The organism is Bacillus haynesii (assembly GCF_014042035.1).
GTDB lineage: Bacteria > Bacillota > Bacilli > Bacillales > Bacillaceae > Bacillus > Bacillus haynesii.
On the sequence record NZ_CP059494.1, the window covers coordinates 2,426,309 to 2,446,084 of the forward strand.

Here is a 19,776-nt window from a genome sequence, read left to right on the forward strand (position 1 = left end):
TTTTGTCACTTTTTTGTGATGTGTAGAATTTCAGTCAATAAAAAAATACCAAGAGGCTTCCCCCTCAGTATTTTTGTCTGCCTGCAGCGGACATTCAATTATCTGTGAACAGCAACATGAATCAGCTTTCCTTTAACCGCAAGGCGTCCTTCGGTTCTCACGGCTTTGTCACATGTAATCAGCGTCATTTCGTTTTCTTTCGTCTCTTGAATCACATCTGTGTCGATTTCAGAAATGAATTGTTTGGACGTTACAGCGTATATATAGTCTTTTTTAAAATCTGTGATTTTAACGGTATCCCCTTTTTCAATGTTGATAAGGGGGCCGAATAAGAGGCTCTCCCGCTTCATATGATGTCCGGCCAGCGGGTAGTTTCCTTCTCCCATTTTCTGATCAGGACGCATTGTTGTCGCTCCGTAAAGAAGATTTTGATTGGTTGTGCCTTTCAATATCGGCAGCTTGATATTGACGCTGCTTATGGTGATCCGGCCGATGACCGCTCTCGACTCACGATCGAGACCGGCTTTTACTGTTTCCATAAAAGAAGGCGGCTGAATCGCGTCAAAATCAAATGACGCCTTTTGCGCATTGTTTTGTTCCGCCTGTTCAGCAGTCAATTCAAAACTTTTATTCTTGCTGAGATTGATGATGATGCTTTCTTTAATGAAAGGAGATAAGACGAAGAGTATACCTGATATGCCAAGCACGGCAACGATCATTTTTTTATACATGCCTCACAGTCCTTTCTAGCCTTAATGTCAAATGAACGAATGCCGGTTTTTTCAAAAAAGCACCTGACCGGTTCAATGATCAGGTGCTTCAATGATTCGTTTACGCCTTTCTTTGTTTCTTTCTTGTGAAGAAAGCGAAGGCTCCTCCAGACAGAATCAGCAGGATTCCGATCATGATCGGAATGATGCTATCTGTGTCACCTGTTTTCGGAAGCATATCTTTCAAATGACCGTTGTCATTTGTTTTAGGATCTTCTTTCGAATTGCGGTCCGGCGTGCCTTTGTTATCTGTTTTAGGGCCCCCTGGGTTGCGATCCGGTGTGCCTTTGTCAGCAGCCGGCGTTTTCAGTTTTTCATTGGACGCGATCACCTCAATCGGTTTTGTCTGTCCTTTTTTAATTTCAAAAGGAATCGGTGTTTCATCCAGCTTGTAACCATCAGGAGCCTTCGTTTCGACAAATTGATAGCGTCCAGGTGCCAATCCCTCCGCTGTGAACTGCCCGTTTTGATCTGTAGTCCAGACTGCCGGCAGCTTTTTCCTGTTGCCTCCGGCTTTAACAAGCTTTCCATCGGCATCGAGCAGTTTGAATTCGGCTCCTTTCAAAACGGCTTTTTTATCGTTGCGGTCCACTTTCGTCAGTTTCACATCGCCCGGTGTCAAGTGGTTCTCTGCAGTCATTTGGATTGGCTTTGTATCAGTATTTTTGACTGTGAACGATATTGGCGTTTCATCCAATTGATAATGCTTAGGCGCTTTTGTTTCGACAAACTGGTAGTTACCAGGCTTGAGGCCGTACACTGTGAGCCGACCGTCGGCGTCTGTTGCCAAACCGGTTTTCAGCACCTTGCCATTTTCATCTGTCAAATTGAACTCCGCCCCCTGAAGTCCGGCGCCCTTGTCATCCTGGCCGACTTTTGTGAGCACAACGCTGTTTTTCTTGTTGATAGCTGTCAGTTCAACCTGTTTCGGCTCACCTTCGTGCACCCCGGTAATGGAGAACGGGATCGGATCTGTTGACAGCAGGTAGCCGTCAGGAGCATATTTTTCAATAAATTGATAGCTTCCCGGCGCCAAACCGGCAACCTCGATTTTGCCGCCTTCTTTAGAGATCAAATCGTCTCTGACTGTTTTGCCATCGCTGTCAATGATTTTAAACACGGCTCCTTCTAATCCATTGCCGTCTTCATCTTTTTTCTCCAAATAAACAGAACCTTTATAGTTAACCGCTGTGCCCGCATCTACATGTGCAGGTTTTCCTTTAGCGGAATCCGGGATGACAAACTTGATTTTCCCGCTGTTCAATACAAAACCATCGGGCGCTTTCGTTTCTACGAAAGCATATTGCCCAGGTGCCAGACCTGAAGCTGTAACGGTTCCATTTTGATCTGAGACCAGTTCTTCCTGCACGGTATTTCCGTTTTGATCTACGATCTTAAAGAAGGCTCCTTCAAGCTTGCGGCCTTCCGCATCTTCTTTTGTCAAATGAACCGAGCCTTTATGATTAACGGCTGCGCCTGCATCAATCGGCTCCGGTTTCCCTTCAGCTGAGCCCGGGATGGTGAATTCTATTTGATCGGTGTTTAACATATAGCCCTCAGGCGCCTTCGTTTCCACGAAAGCATAGCGGCCCGGCGCAAGGCCTGAAGCTGCGATTTTCCCGTCTTCATCGGAAGTGAGCTTTTCATGAACGGTATTCCCTTCATGATCAACGATCTTAAATTTAGCACCCTTGAGCGTATGGCCTTCGGCATCTTCTTTTGTCAAATAAACCGAACCTTTATAGTTGACGGCTGTGCCTGCGTCCACGGATTCAGGTTTTTCTTCTGCGGATTCAGATATTGTAAACTCAATTTCCTTTCTGTTTAACACAAAGCCATCGGGCGCTTTTGTTTCGACAAATGCGTAGCGGCCAGGCGCAAGATCAGATACCGCGATTTTCCCGTCTTCATCGGAAGTGAGCTTTTCATGAACGGTTTTGCCTTCATGATCGATGAGCTTGAATTCAGCCCCCTCTAATTGACGGCCTTCTGCATCTTCTTTTGTTAAATGTGCTCTGCCTTTATAGTTGATCAATGTTCCTAAATCAACGTCAGGCACTTGATTCTTATCATTCGTTTTGACGGAGAAGCTGATTTCTTTTGTATTTAAGAGATATCCTTCAGGAGCTTTCGTTTCCAGCAAACGATAATCGCCGGGCGGCAAACCGTTGATCTCAACTTTTCCGTTTTCATCGCTCTTAATATTCGTACGTATTGTCGTAAAGGCGCCATCGCCGGATTTTTTCTCCAGCTTGAACACGGCTCCTTCCAAAGGATTCTTTTGTTCGTCTTGTTTGATAAGCGTCACCTTATTCTTCTCATTCACGACTTTGTAATACGCTCCGGCACTGGAAGAGCTGCTGTTAATCTCAACGGAGACCCCGTCTGCATAAGCGTCGCTGATCGTATATCCGTCAGGCGCTTTGATCTCTTTTAAAATGTAAGTGCCGTAGCGGATATTGCCGAATGTCAGCTTGCCGTCGTCGTCAGTCGTTCCTGTCCGCAGGAGCTGCTCATTATCTTTTGTCCGCAATTGAAAATCTGCTCCGGAAAGCGGCGTTCCGTCTTTTCCCGTTTTAAGGATTGTCAGGCTTCCTCTTTCACCTGAGCCTGAACCGCCGCCGCTTGAAACGGCAACAAAGACCGAGCTGTTGTTTTCCTGGGTCTGTTCCTGAACATTCGTTCCCGAAATCGACACTTTGTTGTGAACATGGCCGCTCGTGCCGGCAATATTGATTAATGATTGGTATTGAATAACATAGGCGCGATCGATTTTTTTGTAATCGCCTATAAATTTCAGGACAAATGATTGTTCTCCTGTTGCATTGTCGGTCTTGATATCCAGTGTATAGTCTTCGCCTTTCTGAAGCTGAACATCATCTGGGACAAGATTTCCGCTGCTGTCTTTGACTGCACCTTTTTCATCATATTTAGCCTGATAAACTTTAAAAGAATCTTCAGCTAAAATTTGGTTGGTATCCGGAGTATCGGTGACTTTTACGTCCTCCAATACCGACTGGCTCGCGTTGACATTGATGCTCCAATCGACATAACCTCCGTTTTGTTTGCCTCCTTTGAAAACGAGGCTCCCTCCGTCTGCGACCGAAACGGATGCCGTCAACTCACGCTCTGAATATCCGGCATTATGGTATGTCGCCTTGTTGGTGTAAGGTTCATGCTTAATGACCTGTCCTTTAAGCGATGTTTTAAATTCAATAAGATACGGGACAGAATCGTCCGTTTTTAAATGGACAGTCAAAGTATGTTTATTGTCAGCCGACGGTTCTTCCATATCATATTGGGAAGCGGGCAGGATGTCTCCTTCTGTGATGGAACCGTCTTTATTGACTTTATAGCTCTTCACGACAACCGATCCTTTAACAAATTGCTGGTCATCTGCTAAAGAATCTTTAATATATGGATTCTTTGACGGCTCTCCATTATAGTTGATGCCGATTTTCCATGTGATTTCTTTTGAAACAGCGTTATATGAGCCGTTTTTGAAGCCGTTGTGGGATGTCTGGCGATTCGGCGTAAAACTGCTCGCTTCCTTATTTCTGCGTTCAGTGTTGCTGTGATCAGTCCAGGTTGATTCAGCCGTGTTTTTGACATTTTCGTTGGAAAAGTCAGCATTCATATTCGTCGTATAAGTGATCTTAAACTGGCTGTTTGTTGTCGCATAATCTCCGATGAGTTCCAGGAGAAAACCTTCATGATCCGGTTTTATTGTCAATGTATAGTCTTTGCCTTCTTCAAGCGTTTTGTTATTCGTCACATCCTGAAGACGGAATGATCCGTCGAGGAGTGTGAGCCCGCCGCTTTCGAAATTGTCATCCAACTTCCAGTTATTCATGGTGTAGTTGTTTTTGTTGATTGTGATCGTCCAATCGACCGTTTTCTTCTGGTAATCAATGTTTGAATAGCCTTTTATCAAATTTTGCTGAATGGCTGTACCTGAAGCTTTCTTTGATTCCCCTGTTCCGGTCACTGCGGTGTTCGTATATGTTGTTGATTTATCGATGATCACTCCGCTGTTGACCTCGGTTTGATACGTGATTTTGTAAGCTCCGGTAACATTTTGGTTAAATTTGATTTCAAACCCGCTTCCTTTATCGGAGAGCGTATAGTCTTTGCCTTCCGTTAGAGGCGTTCCCGCCTGCTCACTTCCGTTCTGATTGAAAGTAATCGGAATCACCTTTAAGGAATCTGAAACAAGATGCAAATCATCGGAACCGAACGAGTCCGTTATACTCGCCTTGGATTCGTCAATCTTTTTCTCCCCATAGTTATATAAAATCGTCCAGCTGAAAGTCTGTGAATCGCTTTTATAGCCTGTCGACGATTTTTCAATCATTTTCCCGTATTTGGCTGTGACAGAGGCCTCTGCAGAAGCCGGTTCCAGATTGTCTCCGCCGAATGTCGCCTTATTTGTGAATGCAGCGTTTCCGCCTTCGTCCGGCTTTGCGGAGTCATCGATGTCCGTCACATAGATCAGGCGATAAGCCGAATCAATGTCACCGTCAAATGTGACATTCCCATCTGAGTCCACGGTGTAGCCTGAAAGAACTTCATCTCCCTGGCTGACTGAACCATCTATGTTGACATCTAATTGATAAACTTTGACAGAACGATAGATCAATCCTTCCGGAAAGTTCTCGGTCAGCTTGGCATTTTTGACTTGATCCAATTTTTTGTTGAGGTCGACTGTCCAGGTGACTTGCCCCGGGTTGATGCCTTTATCAAAAGTTCCGGATTTATCAATGGTTTTGCTTACGTTTGGTTTAAAATAAACCGTTACCTCCGGAGTGTCTGATTTCACCGGGAAAGGAATCTTTTGAGTCGTCGAGCCTTTTATTTTTTGCGCGTTAAACTGCGTATTGACAAACAACGTCCCTTTGACATTCGAATCTTTTTTCACTTCGCCGTTAAACGTCATCACAACATGGCCTTTTGTATCAATTGAAAAATAGCCGTACGTGATGCCGTCTGAGCTTAATGGCTGATTCATAATATCGTTGTACATGATAAAAGCTTCAGGCAGATCAAATTCATAGCGATCACCGTCGTTTATCGTCTTTCCGAGCTCATTCGGGATGTCCCAAGCAATTGAAATTTTCGCCGGAGAATTCGTGTCGGCTCGGTTGCTTTTGTCATAAGGCTTTCCGTGCTCATCCGTCAGCGTCACGCCGGTTAAAATATTTTGGGTGATTTGATTGCCACCGGACGCAAGGCTTCCGGCTGCCGCTGCTCTTGAAGATGCTGCCGGTTTTGAATCGCTGCTCTCAGCGTCGGCAGCTGCTTTAGTCTTCGCTTCCTCTTTGTCCTGTCCTCCTGAAGATTTTGATTGATCGTCTGCTGCTGCCTGATCGTCCTCAGATGACGGAGCATCGTTTTTCGCCGTTTCAGATTCGGAACCTGTATTCACGGGTATGATCACTTGCTGCGTCTTGCCTGCTCCGAGTTGAAAGAGAGCTGTGACCGTTTTTGTATCGCTTTTCACATCTGCGGCAAACTTTGCTGACAGAGCGATGGACCCTTTTGCCCCGGCAGAAACCTCGGCTGAGCTGTTCAAGGTTACGGTTAAAATATTGCTGTCCGCTTTCACTTGATAGCTGCCGATGATCTGCTGATCTGCGGATTTTACATCTCCCTCGGCATCCTGAGCGAATTCGAAGCTTTTAGGTACCTCTACAGTGAAACTGTTTTCGGCGCCGGCTTCTTCATCGTTTTTTAACGACCACTCGTATGTGAGTGTCACTCTGTCACCCGGCTTTAATGCTGGTTCGTCTCCCTTTGAGCCGTCAACCGTTTGATCTTCGCTGTTTTTGATTGTCACTGAATCAAAAAACACGCTGCCGTCTGTTGATGTGCCGGCAGCCACTGCCGTCAGCGTAAAGCCGACAACTTGACTGAAGATCAAATACAATGCCAGGCAAGTGATCAAAAATGATTTCAGCCCTCTTTTTTTGCTGAGGCTGAACGAATATTTTTTCGATCTCAAATTGTGATTCCTCCCCTTTTATGATGTTTTTGTGTACGGATCGATTGAGCCTGGAAAAGGACGGCCTCCCTCCTGAAAATTCTTTTCTATTTGCAGAATGACAGGCTTTTAAAATCGTTGCTGTATGTTTAGCGGCGGTAATCAAGATGTCGCGGGTATGAATTTTGCTTAATTTCAGCTGACATCATCCGAACCAAACTACATTGTATGGGATGGAACTATACAATTTCTGAACATCGGCATGTAAGCTCAAAATGGCATAAAAAAAAGACCGGCTGATCCGGTCCTCATGTTTACCTTTTAATTCATTTTGTCCTTCATTTGTTTGTAGCGTTCATACTCCTTGATCGCTGCTTCAACATTCCCGGTTTTATTAAACAGCTGCATCTTGTATTGGATGATTTTATGATCGAACGGTTCGATTTTCTCGATCAGCAGACATATATCAAGCGCCCGGCGATAGTCTTTTTCATGAATAAGGAAATCGACCAGTTCATAAGCTTTTCCAAGCCATATCCGGGCAAGCCGCGTCTTTTCCGGTTCTGCCCACAAATAGCCGTGTTCCATAAAGTAATGGTTTTCGTATGCAAGCAGCAATTCCATGTGCCGGTTGATCGTCGCCATATGGATTGGAGGAGCCTCTTTCAGCGACTTCTCCCATTCGTCAGCATCCACTTTTACACCGGAAATCCGGAGGACATATCCTGTGTCAGTCTTCTCGATGGATTGGCCGAAAGGAAGCCTTTTGATTAATTTTCTGATTTGATAAATCGCCGTATATAGCTGGGTGCTTGCTTTAGAGACATCGTGATCAGGCCAGAACAGGTCGATCAACACGTCTTTGCTGATCACATGGCCGTGATGATGAAGCAAATACGTGTAAATTTCGCGGGCTTTGGACGTTCTCCACTTAACGGGTATATATGTTTTGACACCCTTCTCCGTTTTGTAAAATTGCAAGTTCCCAAAACATTGGATGAAATAGTCCCCTCCGGCATTTTCCGCTGAAGTCTTTAGCAAGCTGTTTTCCCTGATCCGTTTAACCGTCTTCACGAGCCGGACGTAATCGACGGGTTTGAGCAAATAATCCATCGCATTTAATTCAAACGCTTTTATGGCAAAATCGTTATAGGCCGTGATAAAAACAACCTGAATGTTTTCATTCAGCGATTGAATCGCTTCAGCGAGCTCAATCCCGTTGATCCCCGGCATTTCGATATCAAGAAACACCGTGTCTATATCCTGAAAATCCGGTAACTCCAGAACATCAGCCGGATCTTGAAACATTTCAATGGATCGAAAGCAATTTGTTCGTTCAAGCATATTTTTAAAATGAAGCAATGCCAGTTCCTCGTCATCCACAATTAACGCTTTCACGACACACCCACCCCATTTTCATCGAATCATCTGGAAATTATTATAATGATTATATCATGTCTATGGCCCTATTTAGTTGGATTCATTTTCTTAATCTTGTAGTTTGTTAACATTTAAGAGTACAATATTCATAAGATTCGACAAGACTGCAGCAGGTTGAATGAGGAGTGCTCATGTTGAAAAAGCTATTTGTTTTCATTTCGATTATTCTCGGCTATGCCGGCTTCTTTTTTATTTTCTTGTTCATTAACAATCAATTATCCGATCAAAACTATCCTGAAGCGAAGCAAGGAAACATCAATCTGGAAACATGGGATTTTCAGAAAGATGGGAACATCGCGCTCACCGGAGAATGGACACTATACCGAAACCAGCTTCTCTCGCCAAAGGCCATCCATTCAGGCAAAGGAAAAGCCCCCATTTATTCCGATGTGCCTAACAATGTCAAACTTACCGATTCAGGAAAAAACGTGGATTACGGTACATACAGACTGACGATCCGGTCAAAGCAAGATAATGAGATGTTCGGAATCAGCACCTCTTTTATTAACAGCGCAAACCGAATTTATTTCAACGGCAAATTGATCGGGCAGAGCGGAACCCCTTCAAGCAAAGCGAATTTTACAGCGCAAAACAGGCCATATACGAGTTTTTTCGAAATTCAGCGCGGGGACAACGAGTTGATTGTACAATTTTCGAACTTCAAAAAATCACCTTCATGGGGGATAGAAAAACCGATTACCTTCGGAACGCAGCAGCACATTTTACACCAAAGCAAAATTTCTTTTTTTAATGAAACCAGCATGATCACGGCATTCTTCATTACCGGTTTATACTTTCTCGGCTTTTTCCTGCATCGAAAAAGAGATAAGCACTTATTCTTTTTTTCCACGATGTGTCTTCTTTTTTCAGTCATTGTGCTTTTAATCGGAAGAGAACGAATGATCTTTCTTTTCTTTCCGTCTATTTCATTCTCAGCTTTAAGCGTAATGAGGGCGACCACAATGGTGCTTGTCAGTATGGCGGTTTTTCTCTATCTCTATTTCGCTTACAGAGAAATCGTTTCAAAAAAATGGATGATCGCCGCGACTTCATTTTCTGTACTAGTTTTGATGATTGATTTTATATCGTGGGGTTTTACAGACCGGCTCGCATATATATTGCATTCCGTTCTTGCCGTCACGACTTTGATTTATATTACGTATGTGTTTGCGATTTCTGCCCTTCGGAAAATGAAAGGCAGCCTTTATCTTACGATTGCAGCGATCTCGATGAGCGCATTCGTCATTTTAACGACCGTTTCTGCTTACAGCGGCAAAAGAGGCTTTTCATTCAATTCGCTCTATGCCGTGCCGTCGATCATCGCTTTGCTGGCGGCTGTTCTGATGATGGCGCAGCAATTCGCAGGCGCGTTTCGCGAGAATGAAGTCCTATCCTTGAAATTGCTCAGAATGAATCGATTAAAAGACGAATTTATCGCCAAAACATCGCATGAATTTAAAACGCCGCTGAACAGCATGATTAATATATGCCAAACCCTTTTGGCACGGAAAAGAAAAAGGACGCTAGAGGAAGAAAAAGAAAATCTGCAGCTGGTCATTCGCATGGGATACAGGCTCTCCAGCCTCGTGAACGACATTCTCGATTTGGAAAAAATGAAGCAGGGTATGCTGCAGATTCAGGCCGTTCCTGTCGATACCCATTCGGCGATCAGTACAGAAATGGACTTCTATCGGCTGTTGTCAAAAAATAAAAATGTCCGGATTGTAAACCGGGTTCCATCCGGACTGCCGCTTGTCTTGGCTGACGAAAACCGCTTCCGGCAAATCATGACCAACCTGGTTGATAACGCAATCAAGTATACGCCGGAGGGACAGATTACGCTCACTGCCGAGAGGCTTAATCAAGAGATGGTCAAAATTACGGTAGCGGATACCGGAGTCGGCATACCAAAGGCTGTCCGTCAATCGATATTCGAATCTTTTCAACAAGCAAAAAACCATAAAGACGACGGAGCCGGACTCGGTTTAAGCATCGTCAGACAGCTTGTTCAGCTTCAAAATGGAGAGATCTGGGTAGAATCGGAAGAAGGGAAAGGATCGGCATTTCATTTCACACTGCCTGTTGCAAAGGATGATTCGCTTCCTGACGCGAAGGAGAACATGCCTCAACAGCACGCCGTCATGGACCTGCCCGATGTTTCAATAAGCACGCCGTATTACTCAAAGAAAATGGATGCTCCAACTGTTCTGATCGTCGATGATAACATCGAAAGCTTAAAAATTTTGGCCGATATGCTTGAATGCGTTCCTTATCAAGTCATCGCAGCAAAAAGCGGCAAAGAGGCTCTTGAAGTCGTCTCCCGTTCAAAGCTGGACTTGGTGATTTTGGACTTGATGATGCCGGATATGACAGGGTTTGAAGTGTGCATGAAAATCCGCGAAAGGTTCACGATGGTGGAACTTCCTGTTCTAATCATTACGGCAGCCATCATTGACCATGATAAATACAAGGCTTTTCACGCCGGGGCAAATGACATTTTGCAAAAACCGTACAACTATACTGAATTTGCAGCCCGCATTAAAAACCTGATCATGATGAAAGATACGGCAGCCCAGGCGACCAATATGGAGATGGCATTCCTTCAGTCGCAGATCAAGCCGCACTTTCTTTTCAACGTATTAAATACAATTATCGCGCTCAGTCATTTGGATATTGAAAAAGCTCGCGAAGTAACGGCTGATTTTACAAATTACTTAAGAATGAGTTTTGATTTTCAAAATACATCAGGCATGAGTTCTTTCAAACATGAACTGTCGATTGTGAATTCGTATCTTTCTATCGAAAAAACACGCTTTGGCGATCGGCTAAACGTCATTTACGATATTGACGAAGATATTGACTTTACCCTTCCGCCATTAATGATTCAGCCTCTTGTCGAGAATGCCGTCCATCACGGCATCAGCAAGAAAAGAGGCGGAGGCTGGATCAAGCTGACGGCAAAAAAAGAAAGCGAAAACCGCTTTTATATCAAGATAGAAGACAACGGAATCGGCATGCCGCCGGAAAAACGACATGATGTCTTTTCTTCTCATTTCACTCACAGCGTCGGTATGAAAAATATCAACCGCAGGCTGAAACATTTTTGCGGGAGCGAACTGAATATCGAAAGTGCGCCTGATGGCGGGACCGCTGTCTCAATGGTCATTTCCATCAATGAATCGGCGGACGTTTCAGTATAGACGTTACCCGAAGATAATCGGAACGGCCTCATTAGCTTGCCGGCAAAGTCGGCAAGCTCTTTTGTGCAGTAAATCAGGTGTATGCATCCTCACTTTTGTACAATTTGACCCTGTCCTTCGTAAGAACACGGCCTCTTTTTCTATAAGATCCAATATATTATAGTAGAAAACTGTTTTTACATATACAATAGGAGGTTTGTTCATCAATGAAAAATTTCAGCTATTACAATCCAACGAAATTGATCTTCGGAAAAGGGCAGCTTGAACAGTTGAGAAAAGAATTAAAGGTATACGGAAAAAATGTATTGCTTGTTTATGGAGGCGGCAGTATTAAGAAGAACGGCCTTTATGACGAAGTTACGCGCATATTGAAAGAAGAAGGCGCTGACACGCACGAGCTTTCGGGAGTAGAACCAAATCCGCGTCTTGCTACGGTTAAAAAAGGGATCGAATTGTGCGCCCGCCATGATATCGATTTTCTCCTCGCTGTCGGCGGAGGAAGCGTCATCGACTGCACGAAAGCGATTGCTGCCGGAGCAAAATACGACGGCGACCCTTGGGATATTTTCAGCAAAAAAACGACGGCAAAAGACGCGCTGCCGTTCGGTACAATTTTAACCTTAGCTGCAACCGGATCAGAAATGAACCCCGATTCCGTCATTACAAACTTGGAAACGAATGAAAAATACGTATGGGGAAGCGATGTCACGCATCCAAAGTTCTCCATTTTAGACCCTGAAAATACGTTCAGCGTCCCGGAAAACCAAACGGTTTACGGCATCGTTGACATGATGAGTCATGTGTTTGAACAATATTTTCACAATGTCGAAAACACGCCGCTTCAGGACAGAATGTGCTTTGCCGTTTTGCAGACGGTCATTGAAACGGCGCCGAAGCTGTTGGAAGACCTGCAAAACTATGAGCACCGGGAGACCATTTTATACGCAGGCACAATCGCTTTGAACGGAACGCTGCAAATGGGCTATTTCGGCGATTGGGCTTCCCATACGATGGAGCATGCGGTTTCGGCCGTTTACGACATTCCGCACGCGGGCGGCCTTGCGATCTTGTTCCCGAACTGGATGAGATATACGCTTGACACGAATGTCAGCCGCTTCAAAGCACTTATGCTGAACATGTTTGACATTGACACAGAAGGCAAAACCGATAAAGACATTGCGCTTGAAGGAATCGATAAACTGTCCGCGTTCTGGAAAAGCCTTGGCGCTCCTTCCCGCCTTGCCGACTACGGCATCGGCGAAGAAAAGCTAGAGCTGATCGCAGACATCGCCGCCAAAGAAATCGAGCACGGCGGCTTCGCCAATTTCCAAAAATTAAACAAAGATGACGTACTCGCCATTCTTCGGGCCTCTCTATAACAACAAAAGGACGGAATCACTTGATTCCGTCCTTTTATGTTTACAGCTCCCGCTGACTTTCCCGTGTTAAGGCAAAAAAGGCGAGAGATCCGATCACAGCTGTAATAAACATGATAGCGCCCATTGGAACGGCCGTTGTTTCATTCATTCCAACGAGAGGCGAAACGATCGAACCGAGCAGCAGCGGAAGCATGCCGAGCATTGCGCTTGCACTGCCCGCACGGTGCCCCTGGTTTTCCATCGCCAGCGTAAATGTGCTTGTCAATGTCATTCCGATGGTTATCATGTAGATAAAGATGGAAATGACAATCGTTGCAAGCGGCCCTTTCATAATCGTCATCGTCAGGAGAACGGATGTCGCGATGACAGCGGTAATGACCGCGATCCGCAAGAGCTTCCTCTCATGAATGATTCCCCCGAAACGCCCGATGATAAAGCTTCCCGAAATAATGGCGAGGCCGTTAATGCCGAACAGCACGCTGAACACTTGAGGAGATACCCCATAGATATCCTGGTATACAAAAGGCGTTCCGGATACGTAGGCAAAGCTGCCTCCGTGAATGAAACCGACAGTCAGCGCATAGCCGATGAAAGACCGATCCTTCAACAAGCTCCCCATTGTTTTGAGAGACGAACCGATTGAGCTTGGAATCCGTTTTTCGGGCGGCAATGTTTCAGTCAATTTCATCGAGATAACGAGCACCAGGAGCAATCCGATCAATGCCAAAGTATAAAAAATCGTATGCCAAGTAGCGAACGGCAAGAGCAGGATGGCTCCCCCCGTCATCGGCGCGACCATTGGCGCAACCGCGGTGATCACCATTAAAAGCGAGAAAAATTTAGAAAGCTCTCTCCCTGTAAACACGTCCCGTACAATAGCGCGTGACAGCACAATTCCCGCCGAAGCGGTAAACCCCTGTAAAAAACGGGCAAGCACTAATGTCGCGATATTCGGTGACAGCGCGCAAAACAGTGAAGACAGCGCAAACAGTGAAATTGAAATTAATAACGGTTTTCGCCTCCCCTTCGCATCGCTCACAGGCCCTATCACGAGCTGGCCGATGGTCAGGCCGATCAAGCAAGCCGTTAAGCTGAGCTGCACAAGCGATGCACCGGCCCCCAAGTCCTCCGCTATTTCAGGGAAACTCGGCAAATACATATCGATATTAAGCGGTCCAAGTATGGCAAGCATTCCGAGCAGAAAAGCCAATGCCAACCGCTCTTTTCCAACAGGATTATGAAGCATAAACATATCAAAACCTTTCTATCAACCTAGTTAACATCTCTATTTCTATTGTTACAGGCTGCAAAACATTTGTATATTGTACCATATTTTTTGAACAGTGAAAGGCGGTTGGCATGAAAAATAAATGCTTTCCCAATTGAATTTATTGCCATACAAAAAAGGCCTCCTTAAGGAGCGCCTCTTTTTAGATTATTTCATCGCTTTGACGATAAGCGATGCCAAAGCTTCAGACCCTTTCGGCATCAGGTGTACGCCGTCAGCGGTGAAATATTCGGGATGTTGCAGGGCTTCAGCGTGCCAATCGACCAATGTCACATTTTGACGGCTGTCCGCATGCTTCCGAAGCGATTCATTCACCTTGCTCTCCCATTGGCGTGGGACGCGCGTATTCACGAGATAGACATCAGCTTTTGAGAAAGCATCAAGCAAAGCGTCCATCTGACTGTCTGTAAAATAGCCGTTTGTTCCCAATTCAATTACGACGGCTTTGTCCGGATGATTAAAGGATGCGTAGGTTGATGTCAATTGAAGCGCTTCCCTCACTTGCCTTCCAACCTGTCCGTCGATTGTGATTCCCGGAATTTTCCGGCGCAGGCTGGAAGCGATGTCTAGCATGACCGAATCCCCGACAGCCAATACTTCTTTCTCGATACGATCCGGCTCCTTTTCTGCAGACTGCTCATCTTTCGTATCTGACGATTCATCCCCGTCTCCGGTTTTACTCTCATTTCCGCTTTCAACTTCTGCTTTCTTTTCATCCTGCTGTTCTTCACTTTTGTCAGCCGGCTGATCCGCTGAGGCGCTTGTTTCCTCATAGGATTTGGAATAGGTCTGCTGCGGCTGTTTCTTTTCGTCGGCCAATCCCGACAGGCCTCCTGCAAAAATGAGAAGCGCGGCAAACATCAGTCCGATTGATATTTTGCTGGGAACCGAAGCCGTTTTCCATTCGGTGATCTTATCCAGAAAAATCCGGCTGACAAACGGTTTAAAACCGTCTTTTCGGATTGGCTTCTCGATAAAGCGATACGAAAGTTCCGCCAGAATAAACGTAACGGCGACCTTAATCGCAACATGCCAGTACACCGGGTTTCCAATCTCTTGAACAGGCGTGCTCAGCACGATGACGGGATAGTGCCAAAGATAAATGCCGTACGACCTTTTCCCTATCCAGCGCAGCGGCTTCACGGAAAGGGCAAAGCCCAAGAAGCTGCTCGGATGACTGACGCATGCAATCAAAATTGCTGCGATTATGCTGATCAGAAGCATTCCGCCGTGATAGAGAAACGGGCTGAATTCATCGACAAAACAAATGCACACCATAAGCAGCGCGAAAGCGGCAAGCTCAGTTCCGTGCAATGCATGCTTAAGGCTGTTTGGGAGCCTGTTCCCAGACAGCCTTTTCATCGGCCACACAAGGGCTAATGCGCATCCGATCAACAGCTCGAAGGCGCGAGTATCCGTCCCGTAATATACACGGCTCGGATCTCCGCCAGGGACGTACAGGATGCTCATCCATATGGCTGAACAAAGCGCACACAGTACAACCGCCGCTGCCAACCTCTCCCGCTTTTTAAATATGTAGATGCCCAACAGCAAAATGATCGGCCAGATGAAATAAAACTGTTCTTCAATCGCCAGTGACCACAAGTTTTTTAAAGGAGACGGCGATCCGAAACTATCAAAATATGACAGGTCGTGAAAGATAAACCACCAATTGCTGACATACAAAAGAGAGGAGATCGCATCTCCCCGTACGGTATGCATCAGCTCTCTGTTAAACAAAGCGACCCATATGACGGTTGCGAAAATCATCAGCGTCGCCGCTGGAAGCAGGCGACGTATCCGGCGTACCCAAAAATCGCGGAATGTGAGGGAAATGTCATTTCCATACGCCGGCAGGATAATCGATGTAATTAAATATCCTGATAAAACAAAAAAGATATCAACCCCAATGAAGCCTCCGTCGGCCCAGCTCATGTTGAGGTGGTAAGCGATAACCGCCAAAACGGCAAAAGCCCGAAGCCCGTCTAACCCCGGTATGTAACGGTGTTGTTGTGTCTGATCTCGCATGGTATTCCTCCAATGATATGTACGTACGGTTCTTCTGTTATGTTTCGCGCCTTTTAAGGCTCCGATATTATAGACGAAGTCAGGACGGTTTTTTGTTTCAAAAAATCGTCATTTTATCTTCCCTGAATGATGCCGTCTCTCTAGTATAAGAGTTTCCAGCTGAATATGGTGTTACAAAGTTGTAAAAAGTAAGAAATCCATGATTTCTGGGAATCATGGATTTCTTTGACTAGCGGATGTAGCGGTCGCCGATAAGCAGGTTCGAAATCGCCTTAGTCGGAATTTCAAACTCTACCGCGCCCATATAGCCGGGAGCGACTTCATAATCGTCAAACGAAATCACCAGTTTATGATTCTCTGTAATGTAAAAATTTTGATCGGCCTTGATTCTTTTGAATGGCTCGACTTCCTCGTCATGAATCCAATATATTTTATCAGGATCATCTTTCATTTGCTGCTTCATTTGTTTTTTAATGTTTTCGCTGATGGCTGTTATATACCGGTCGTCTTTAAACAAACTCTTCAAGGTAAGCAGGATTTCATTCTTTTTATCAATGGTGATATAGCGCCGTTCTGTATAGCTGGACGCTTCCGTTCTTTCGACGCTTCGCCGAATCGAAATCAAATCCTTCGTATCTGTGACTGTCTCATAATCGCTGTAGATGCTGAGATGCCCTTTTTTATTCCGGGACGTCTCCTTCATGAATTCCCGGTAAAGCTGATGGCTTTCCTTTACATATTTCTCGTTGATGCCATTCTCAAGCTCCCGGTTATTCAGGCCGGACAGCGCCGGTGTTTTCACGTCAATGCTCGATTCTCCATCTTTCTGTTTGATCTCGGTGAATGTAATGGCTTTAACGACCTTGCCGATGACGGGTATGCGCGACATGGCCTGCGCTGCGCCTGGATTGATATTCACGACGGCAGCCAATAGTACAGCCGCCGCGACCAGCGTTGATGCGGGCCATACCACCATCCTTCTTTTCTTCTTCGGTTTATGCTGAAGCGCAGTTTCGACAACCTGATCCAGCTCCTTCGGAATGGGGACATTTTGATATGCTTTTTTCAGCTGTTCCAATTTCTTATCCATTAAGAAAGATCCTCCTTCGTCAATTGGATGCGCATAAGCTTCAATCCTCTGTAAAGGCGCGTTTTGACCGTACTCAAGTTTTCGCCTGTGATTTCCGCTATCTCTTCCAGTTTGAGATCCTCGAAAAATCGCAGAACAATAATGGTATGGTAGGGATGCGGCAATTGTTCAAGCGCCTCATGAAGATCTGTATCCCGGTAGGTATCTTCCTTGCCCCGGCTTAAAAACTCGATCGTTTGATCATCCATAACCTTTAGTTTTTTCTGTTTGCGCAAAAAATCGATCGCCGTCCGCACCAAAATTTTGTAAAACCAGCTTTTGATCGTATCCGGATTGCGAACGGAATCGACGGAATCGAGCGCTTTTTTGATTGATTCCTGGACAATATCTAAGGCGTCTTCTTGATTTTTCACATAGCTGTATGCCAGCCGGTAAAAGTCTTCTTTCCGGTCTGTTATGCAAGCGACAAGAGACGCTCTGGCTGCTTGTTTCTTCATTGCAATAAAGAACTCCTTTTTAAAATATACGTATATACGGCTGTTACATTAGGATAGACGTGAGAGTGTGAAAAATAGTTTGCGGAAAGGCGTGTTTTTTTAAAGAAAACATCCCTTCATTTATTCTTTAATGAAAAACACCGGAAAGGGAGGTCAAGAAAATGGAAGCAAAAAAAGCAAACCGCCATATTGAAGGTTTGCTCTAAAATCTAAAATCAGGTGTTAATTGATGCGGTTTTTACAAATTCTAAAAAATACCCTCAAATAATGCCGCAAACAAACCAAAAAACCAAGCGAACAAAAACTTGAGAATAAATAAAACTGTAACGGCGATCCATGAAGCCCGTTTTGAAGCGCCACCCGCTTTTTGCAGACCTACAGCTGCTAACACAAGCGCCCAGAGGGTAAAAATATCAAAGACGCCCCATATGCTTTTATAAGGCTCGCCGACCGAAAAAACATCGTGCAAGGATGTAAACGAAGTCCCTTCTTTCACATTTGCAAAGCGAAAAACTGCATTGTTTATCAGATCGCCAATGATCTTGACAAAGCCTACAAAAGACGCCAGCGAAAACATCGTCACAAAGTTTGTTTTTCCGCCACCTATTGTTGCAATCAGCCATAATATTAAAGCAGCTACAAACAAAAAAATCCCCGTCTTTAAAAACTCCCATAAAAAAATGATCATGCCAAAATACGAATCAGGGTAAATCTTTGAGATATAAAGGATAGCAGAAACAACCGATAAAAAGAATACAGCAAACATCGGCAGAGCAACCGCCGGCTGTTTTTTCATTCTTTCAAACTGCAATGCCGGGCTTGAAATTAAACCGATTAAAGAAGGCATTGGCTCTTGTTTTGTTTCCATACTCTCTTCCATGCTTTCATTCCTCCAGATGTTTTATCCTTCAAAGTTTACATGACTTACCTTAAATTCAGCTTAAACTCACCTAAAAAATAACGTCAGGGCAATCAAACAATTGAATTGTCTAAATGGGTTGTCAAAGAGGATTTAGCACAGGGGGCTTAAAGTATGCTGAGGTTTGATCACTTAAAAGTATATCTTTTTGTTCTTAGGCTGCCGTTGAGGAAGGAAGAGAATTCGATGTCAAAGAAGCAATCCTTTTTTCATTGAAAAATTGTAACGTTAAGATGTAAACAAGCACCAGCCTCTCATCTCCATAGGGCAAAAAAAGCAGATATACGCCGTAATATAACGGAAACGTCTTTAAAGCCTGTTCTTTGTTTAGATAGGTCAAGGAGTTTTAAACGCAAGAACGCCAAGGGCTTAGATACCCTTGGCATTTATGCACATTATCTAGACCGGCTAGTGTCAGCTGTATGCAAAATGTCCTTTGCTTTTCTGCGTGTAAAATGAATGACACATTCAGCTGCTGCCACATTCAGTGCAATCGCACCGTAAACGCCTATCGTGTAGCTGATATCGTATGGCAAACCGAACCCGCTTCGGCTCACAAACGTGATGAAATGAATAAACAGATTGGTAAAACAGAATAGATAGCTGCGAATCATCCAATTCCGGTGCTTGCTAAACTGATTTCGCCGGGCTTTGATGACGGAAATAACAGTGGCCGCTGGCCAATACATGTTCACCATGTTAAAGGCTATGCTGACGGCTTTCCCTCCCGTAGAATTCGGGGCCATATAGCCTGACGACAGCGTCACAATCATCACGCAAACGACGTAGACCCAGCCGTTAAGCCGATGGATTTTGCGGCTTTTGGTCAACAAGGCGCTGGAGAAGTTGACAGCACCCGAAACCATCGCCAAACAAGCGGCAATGACATGAACATACATCACCTTCAGCCAGATCGGGAGGTGAAAGGAGTCCCGCAGGTGAGATTTATGGCTCAGAAAGGATGTTGATTGCGGATCAAGAATTAAATTTTCAAACAAGGTATACAGAACATACACCGCGATTAGGATCATCATTGCCGAAAAAACCGATTGACTGCGTTGAAATTTGTTTTTGTTCAGCTTTTGTTCCTCCTAAAACATCATGCTCTCTCAGGTGCCTATATTGTATCACGAAAGCGAACGAGCGCAGCAGCTTGGCGTTTTAAGCCCTCAATGACAAAACCTT

11 protein-coding genes and 1 pseudogene are annotated in these 19,776 nt (G+C 44.9%); 3 read left to right on the top strand and 9 right to left on the bottom strand.

Features of this window, described 5'->3' with window-relative positions; translation table 11 throughout:
* Positions 1–98: 98 nt before the first annotated feature.
* From H2R00_RS12005 to H2R00_RS12015, 3 genes are all read right to left on the bottom strand, one after another.
* A complete protein-coding gene (locus tag H2R00_RS12005) occupies positions 99–731 on the bottom strand; it encodes a class A sortase (RefSeq protein WP_182069194.1) in 633 nt (210 codons plus the stop codon).
* A gap of 100 nt (positions 732–831) precedes the next feature.
* Positions 832–6,771 carry a SpaA isopeptide-forming pilin-related protein gene (locus tag H2R00_RS12010; protein ID WP_182069196.1) on the bottom strand — a complete coding sequence of 1,980 codons (5,940 nt, stop codon included), beginning with the start codon at positions 6,769–6,771 and terminating at the stop codon, positions 832–834.
* 300 nt (positions 6,772–7,071) lie between these two features.
* Positions 7,072–8,148, bottom strand: coding sequence for a response regulator (locus H2R00_RS12015; protein WP_182069198.1), 1,077 nt, complete (start codon positions 8,146–8,148; stop codon positions 7,072–7,074).
* An 803-nt stretch (positions 8,149–8,951) separates the two neighbouring features.
* Here H2R00_RS12015 and H2R00_RS21265 point away from each other — a divergent pair.
* The 3 genes and pseudogenes from H2R00_RS21265 to H2R00_RS12025 form a co-directional block, all read left to right on the top strand.
* Positions 8,952–10,217, top strand: a pseudogene (locus H2R00_RS21265) (sensor histidine kinase); the annotation flags it as partial.
* Between the two features lie 225 nt (positions 10,218–10,442).
* Positions 10,443–11,390, top strand: a complete 948-nt coding sequence (locus H2R00_RS21270) for a histidine kinase (RefSeq protein WP_244958332.1) — start codon at positions 10,443–10,445, stop codon at positions 11,388–11,390.
* 206 nt (positions 11,391–11,596) lie between these two features.
* Positions 11,597–12,769, top strand: a complete 1,173-nt coding sequence (locus tag H2R00_RS12025; protein ID WP_182069200.1) for an iron-containing alcohol dehydrogenase — start codon at positions 11,597–11,599, stop codon at positions 12,767–12,769.
* 40 nt (positions 12,770–12,809) lie between these two features.
* Here the strand turns inward: H2R00_RS12025 and H2R00_RS12030 are convergent, their stop codons facing one another.
* The 6 genes from H2R00_RS12030 to H2R00_RS12055 all read right to left on the bottom strand — a co-directional run bounded on the left by H2R00_RS12030 (position 12,810) and on the right by H2R00_RS12055 (position 19,625).
* Entirely contained in the window at positions 12,810–14,015 is a 1,206-nt protein-coding gene (locus H2R00_RS12030; protein WP_182071066.1) for a Bcr/CflA family efflux MFS transporter, read from the bottom strand.
* A 189-nt stretch (positions 14,016–14,204) separates the two neighbouring features.
* Positions 14,205–16,085 carry an acyltransferase family protein gene (locus H2R00_RS12035; RefSeq protein ID WP_182069202.1) on the bottom strand — a complete coding sequence of 627 codons (1,881 nt, stop codon included), beginning with the start codon at positions 16,083–16,085 and terminating at the stop codon, positions 14,205–14,207.
* A 229-nt stretch (positions 16,086–16,314) separates the two neighbouring features.
* Positions 16,315–17,175 carry an anti-sigma-V factor RsiV gene (gene rsiV / locus H2R00_RS12040; protein ID WP_182069204.1) on the bottom strand — a complete coding sequence of 287 codons (861 nt, stop codon included), beginning with the start codon at positions 17,173–17,175 and terminating at the stop codon, positions 16,315–16,317.
* Positions 17,175–17,672, bottom strand: coding sequence for an RNA polymerase sigma factor SigV (locus H2R00_RS12045; RefSeq protein ID WP_154995525.1), 498 nt, complete (start codon positions 17,670–17,672; stop codon positions 17,175–17,177). Before H2R00_RS12045 ends, rsiV begins: the two co-directional genes overlap by 1 nt.
* A 247-nt stretch (positions 17,673–17,919) precedes the next feature.
* A complete protein-coding gene (gene yknW, locus H2R00_RS12050) occupies positions 17,920–18,552 on the bottom strand; it encodes a YknW family membrane protein (RefSeq protein WP_182069206.1) in 633 nt (210 codons plus the stop codon).
* Between the two features lie 434 nt (positions 18,553–18,986).
* Positions 18,987–19,625 carry a DUF2306 domain-containing protein gene (locus H2R00_RS12055; protein ID WP_154995521.1) on the bottom strand — a complete coding sequence of 213 codons (639 nt, stop codon included), beginning with the start codon at positions 19,623–19,625 and terminating at the stop codon, positions 18,987–18,989.
* Positions 19,626–19,776: the final 151 nt, after the last annotated feature.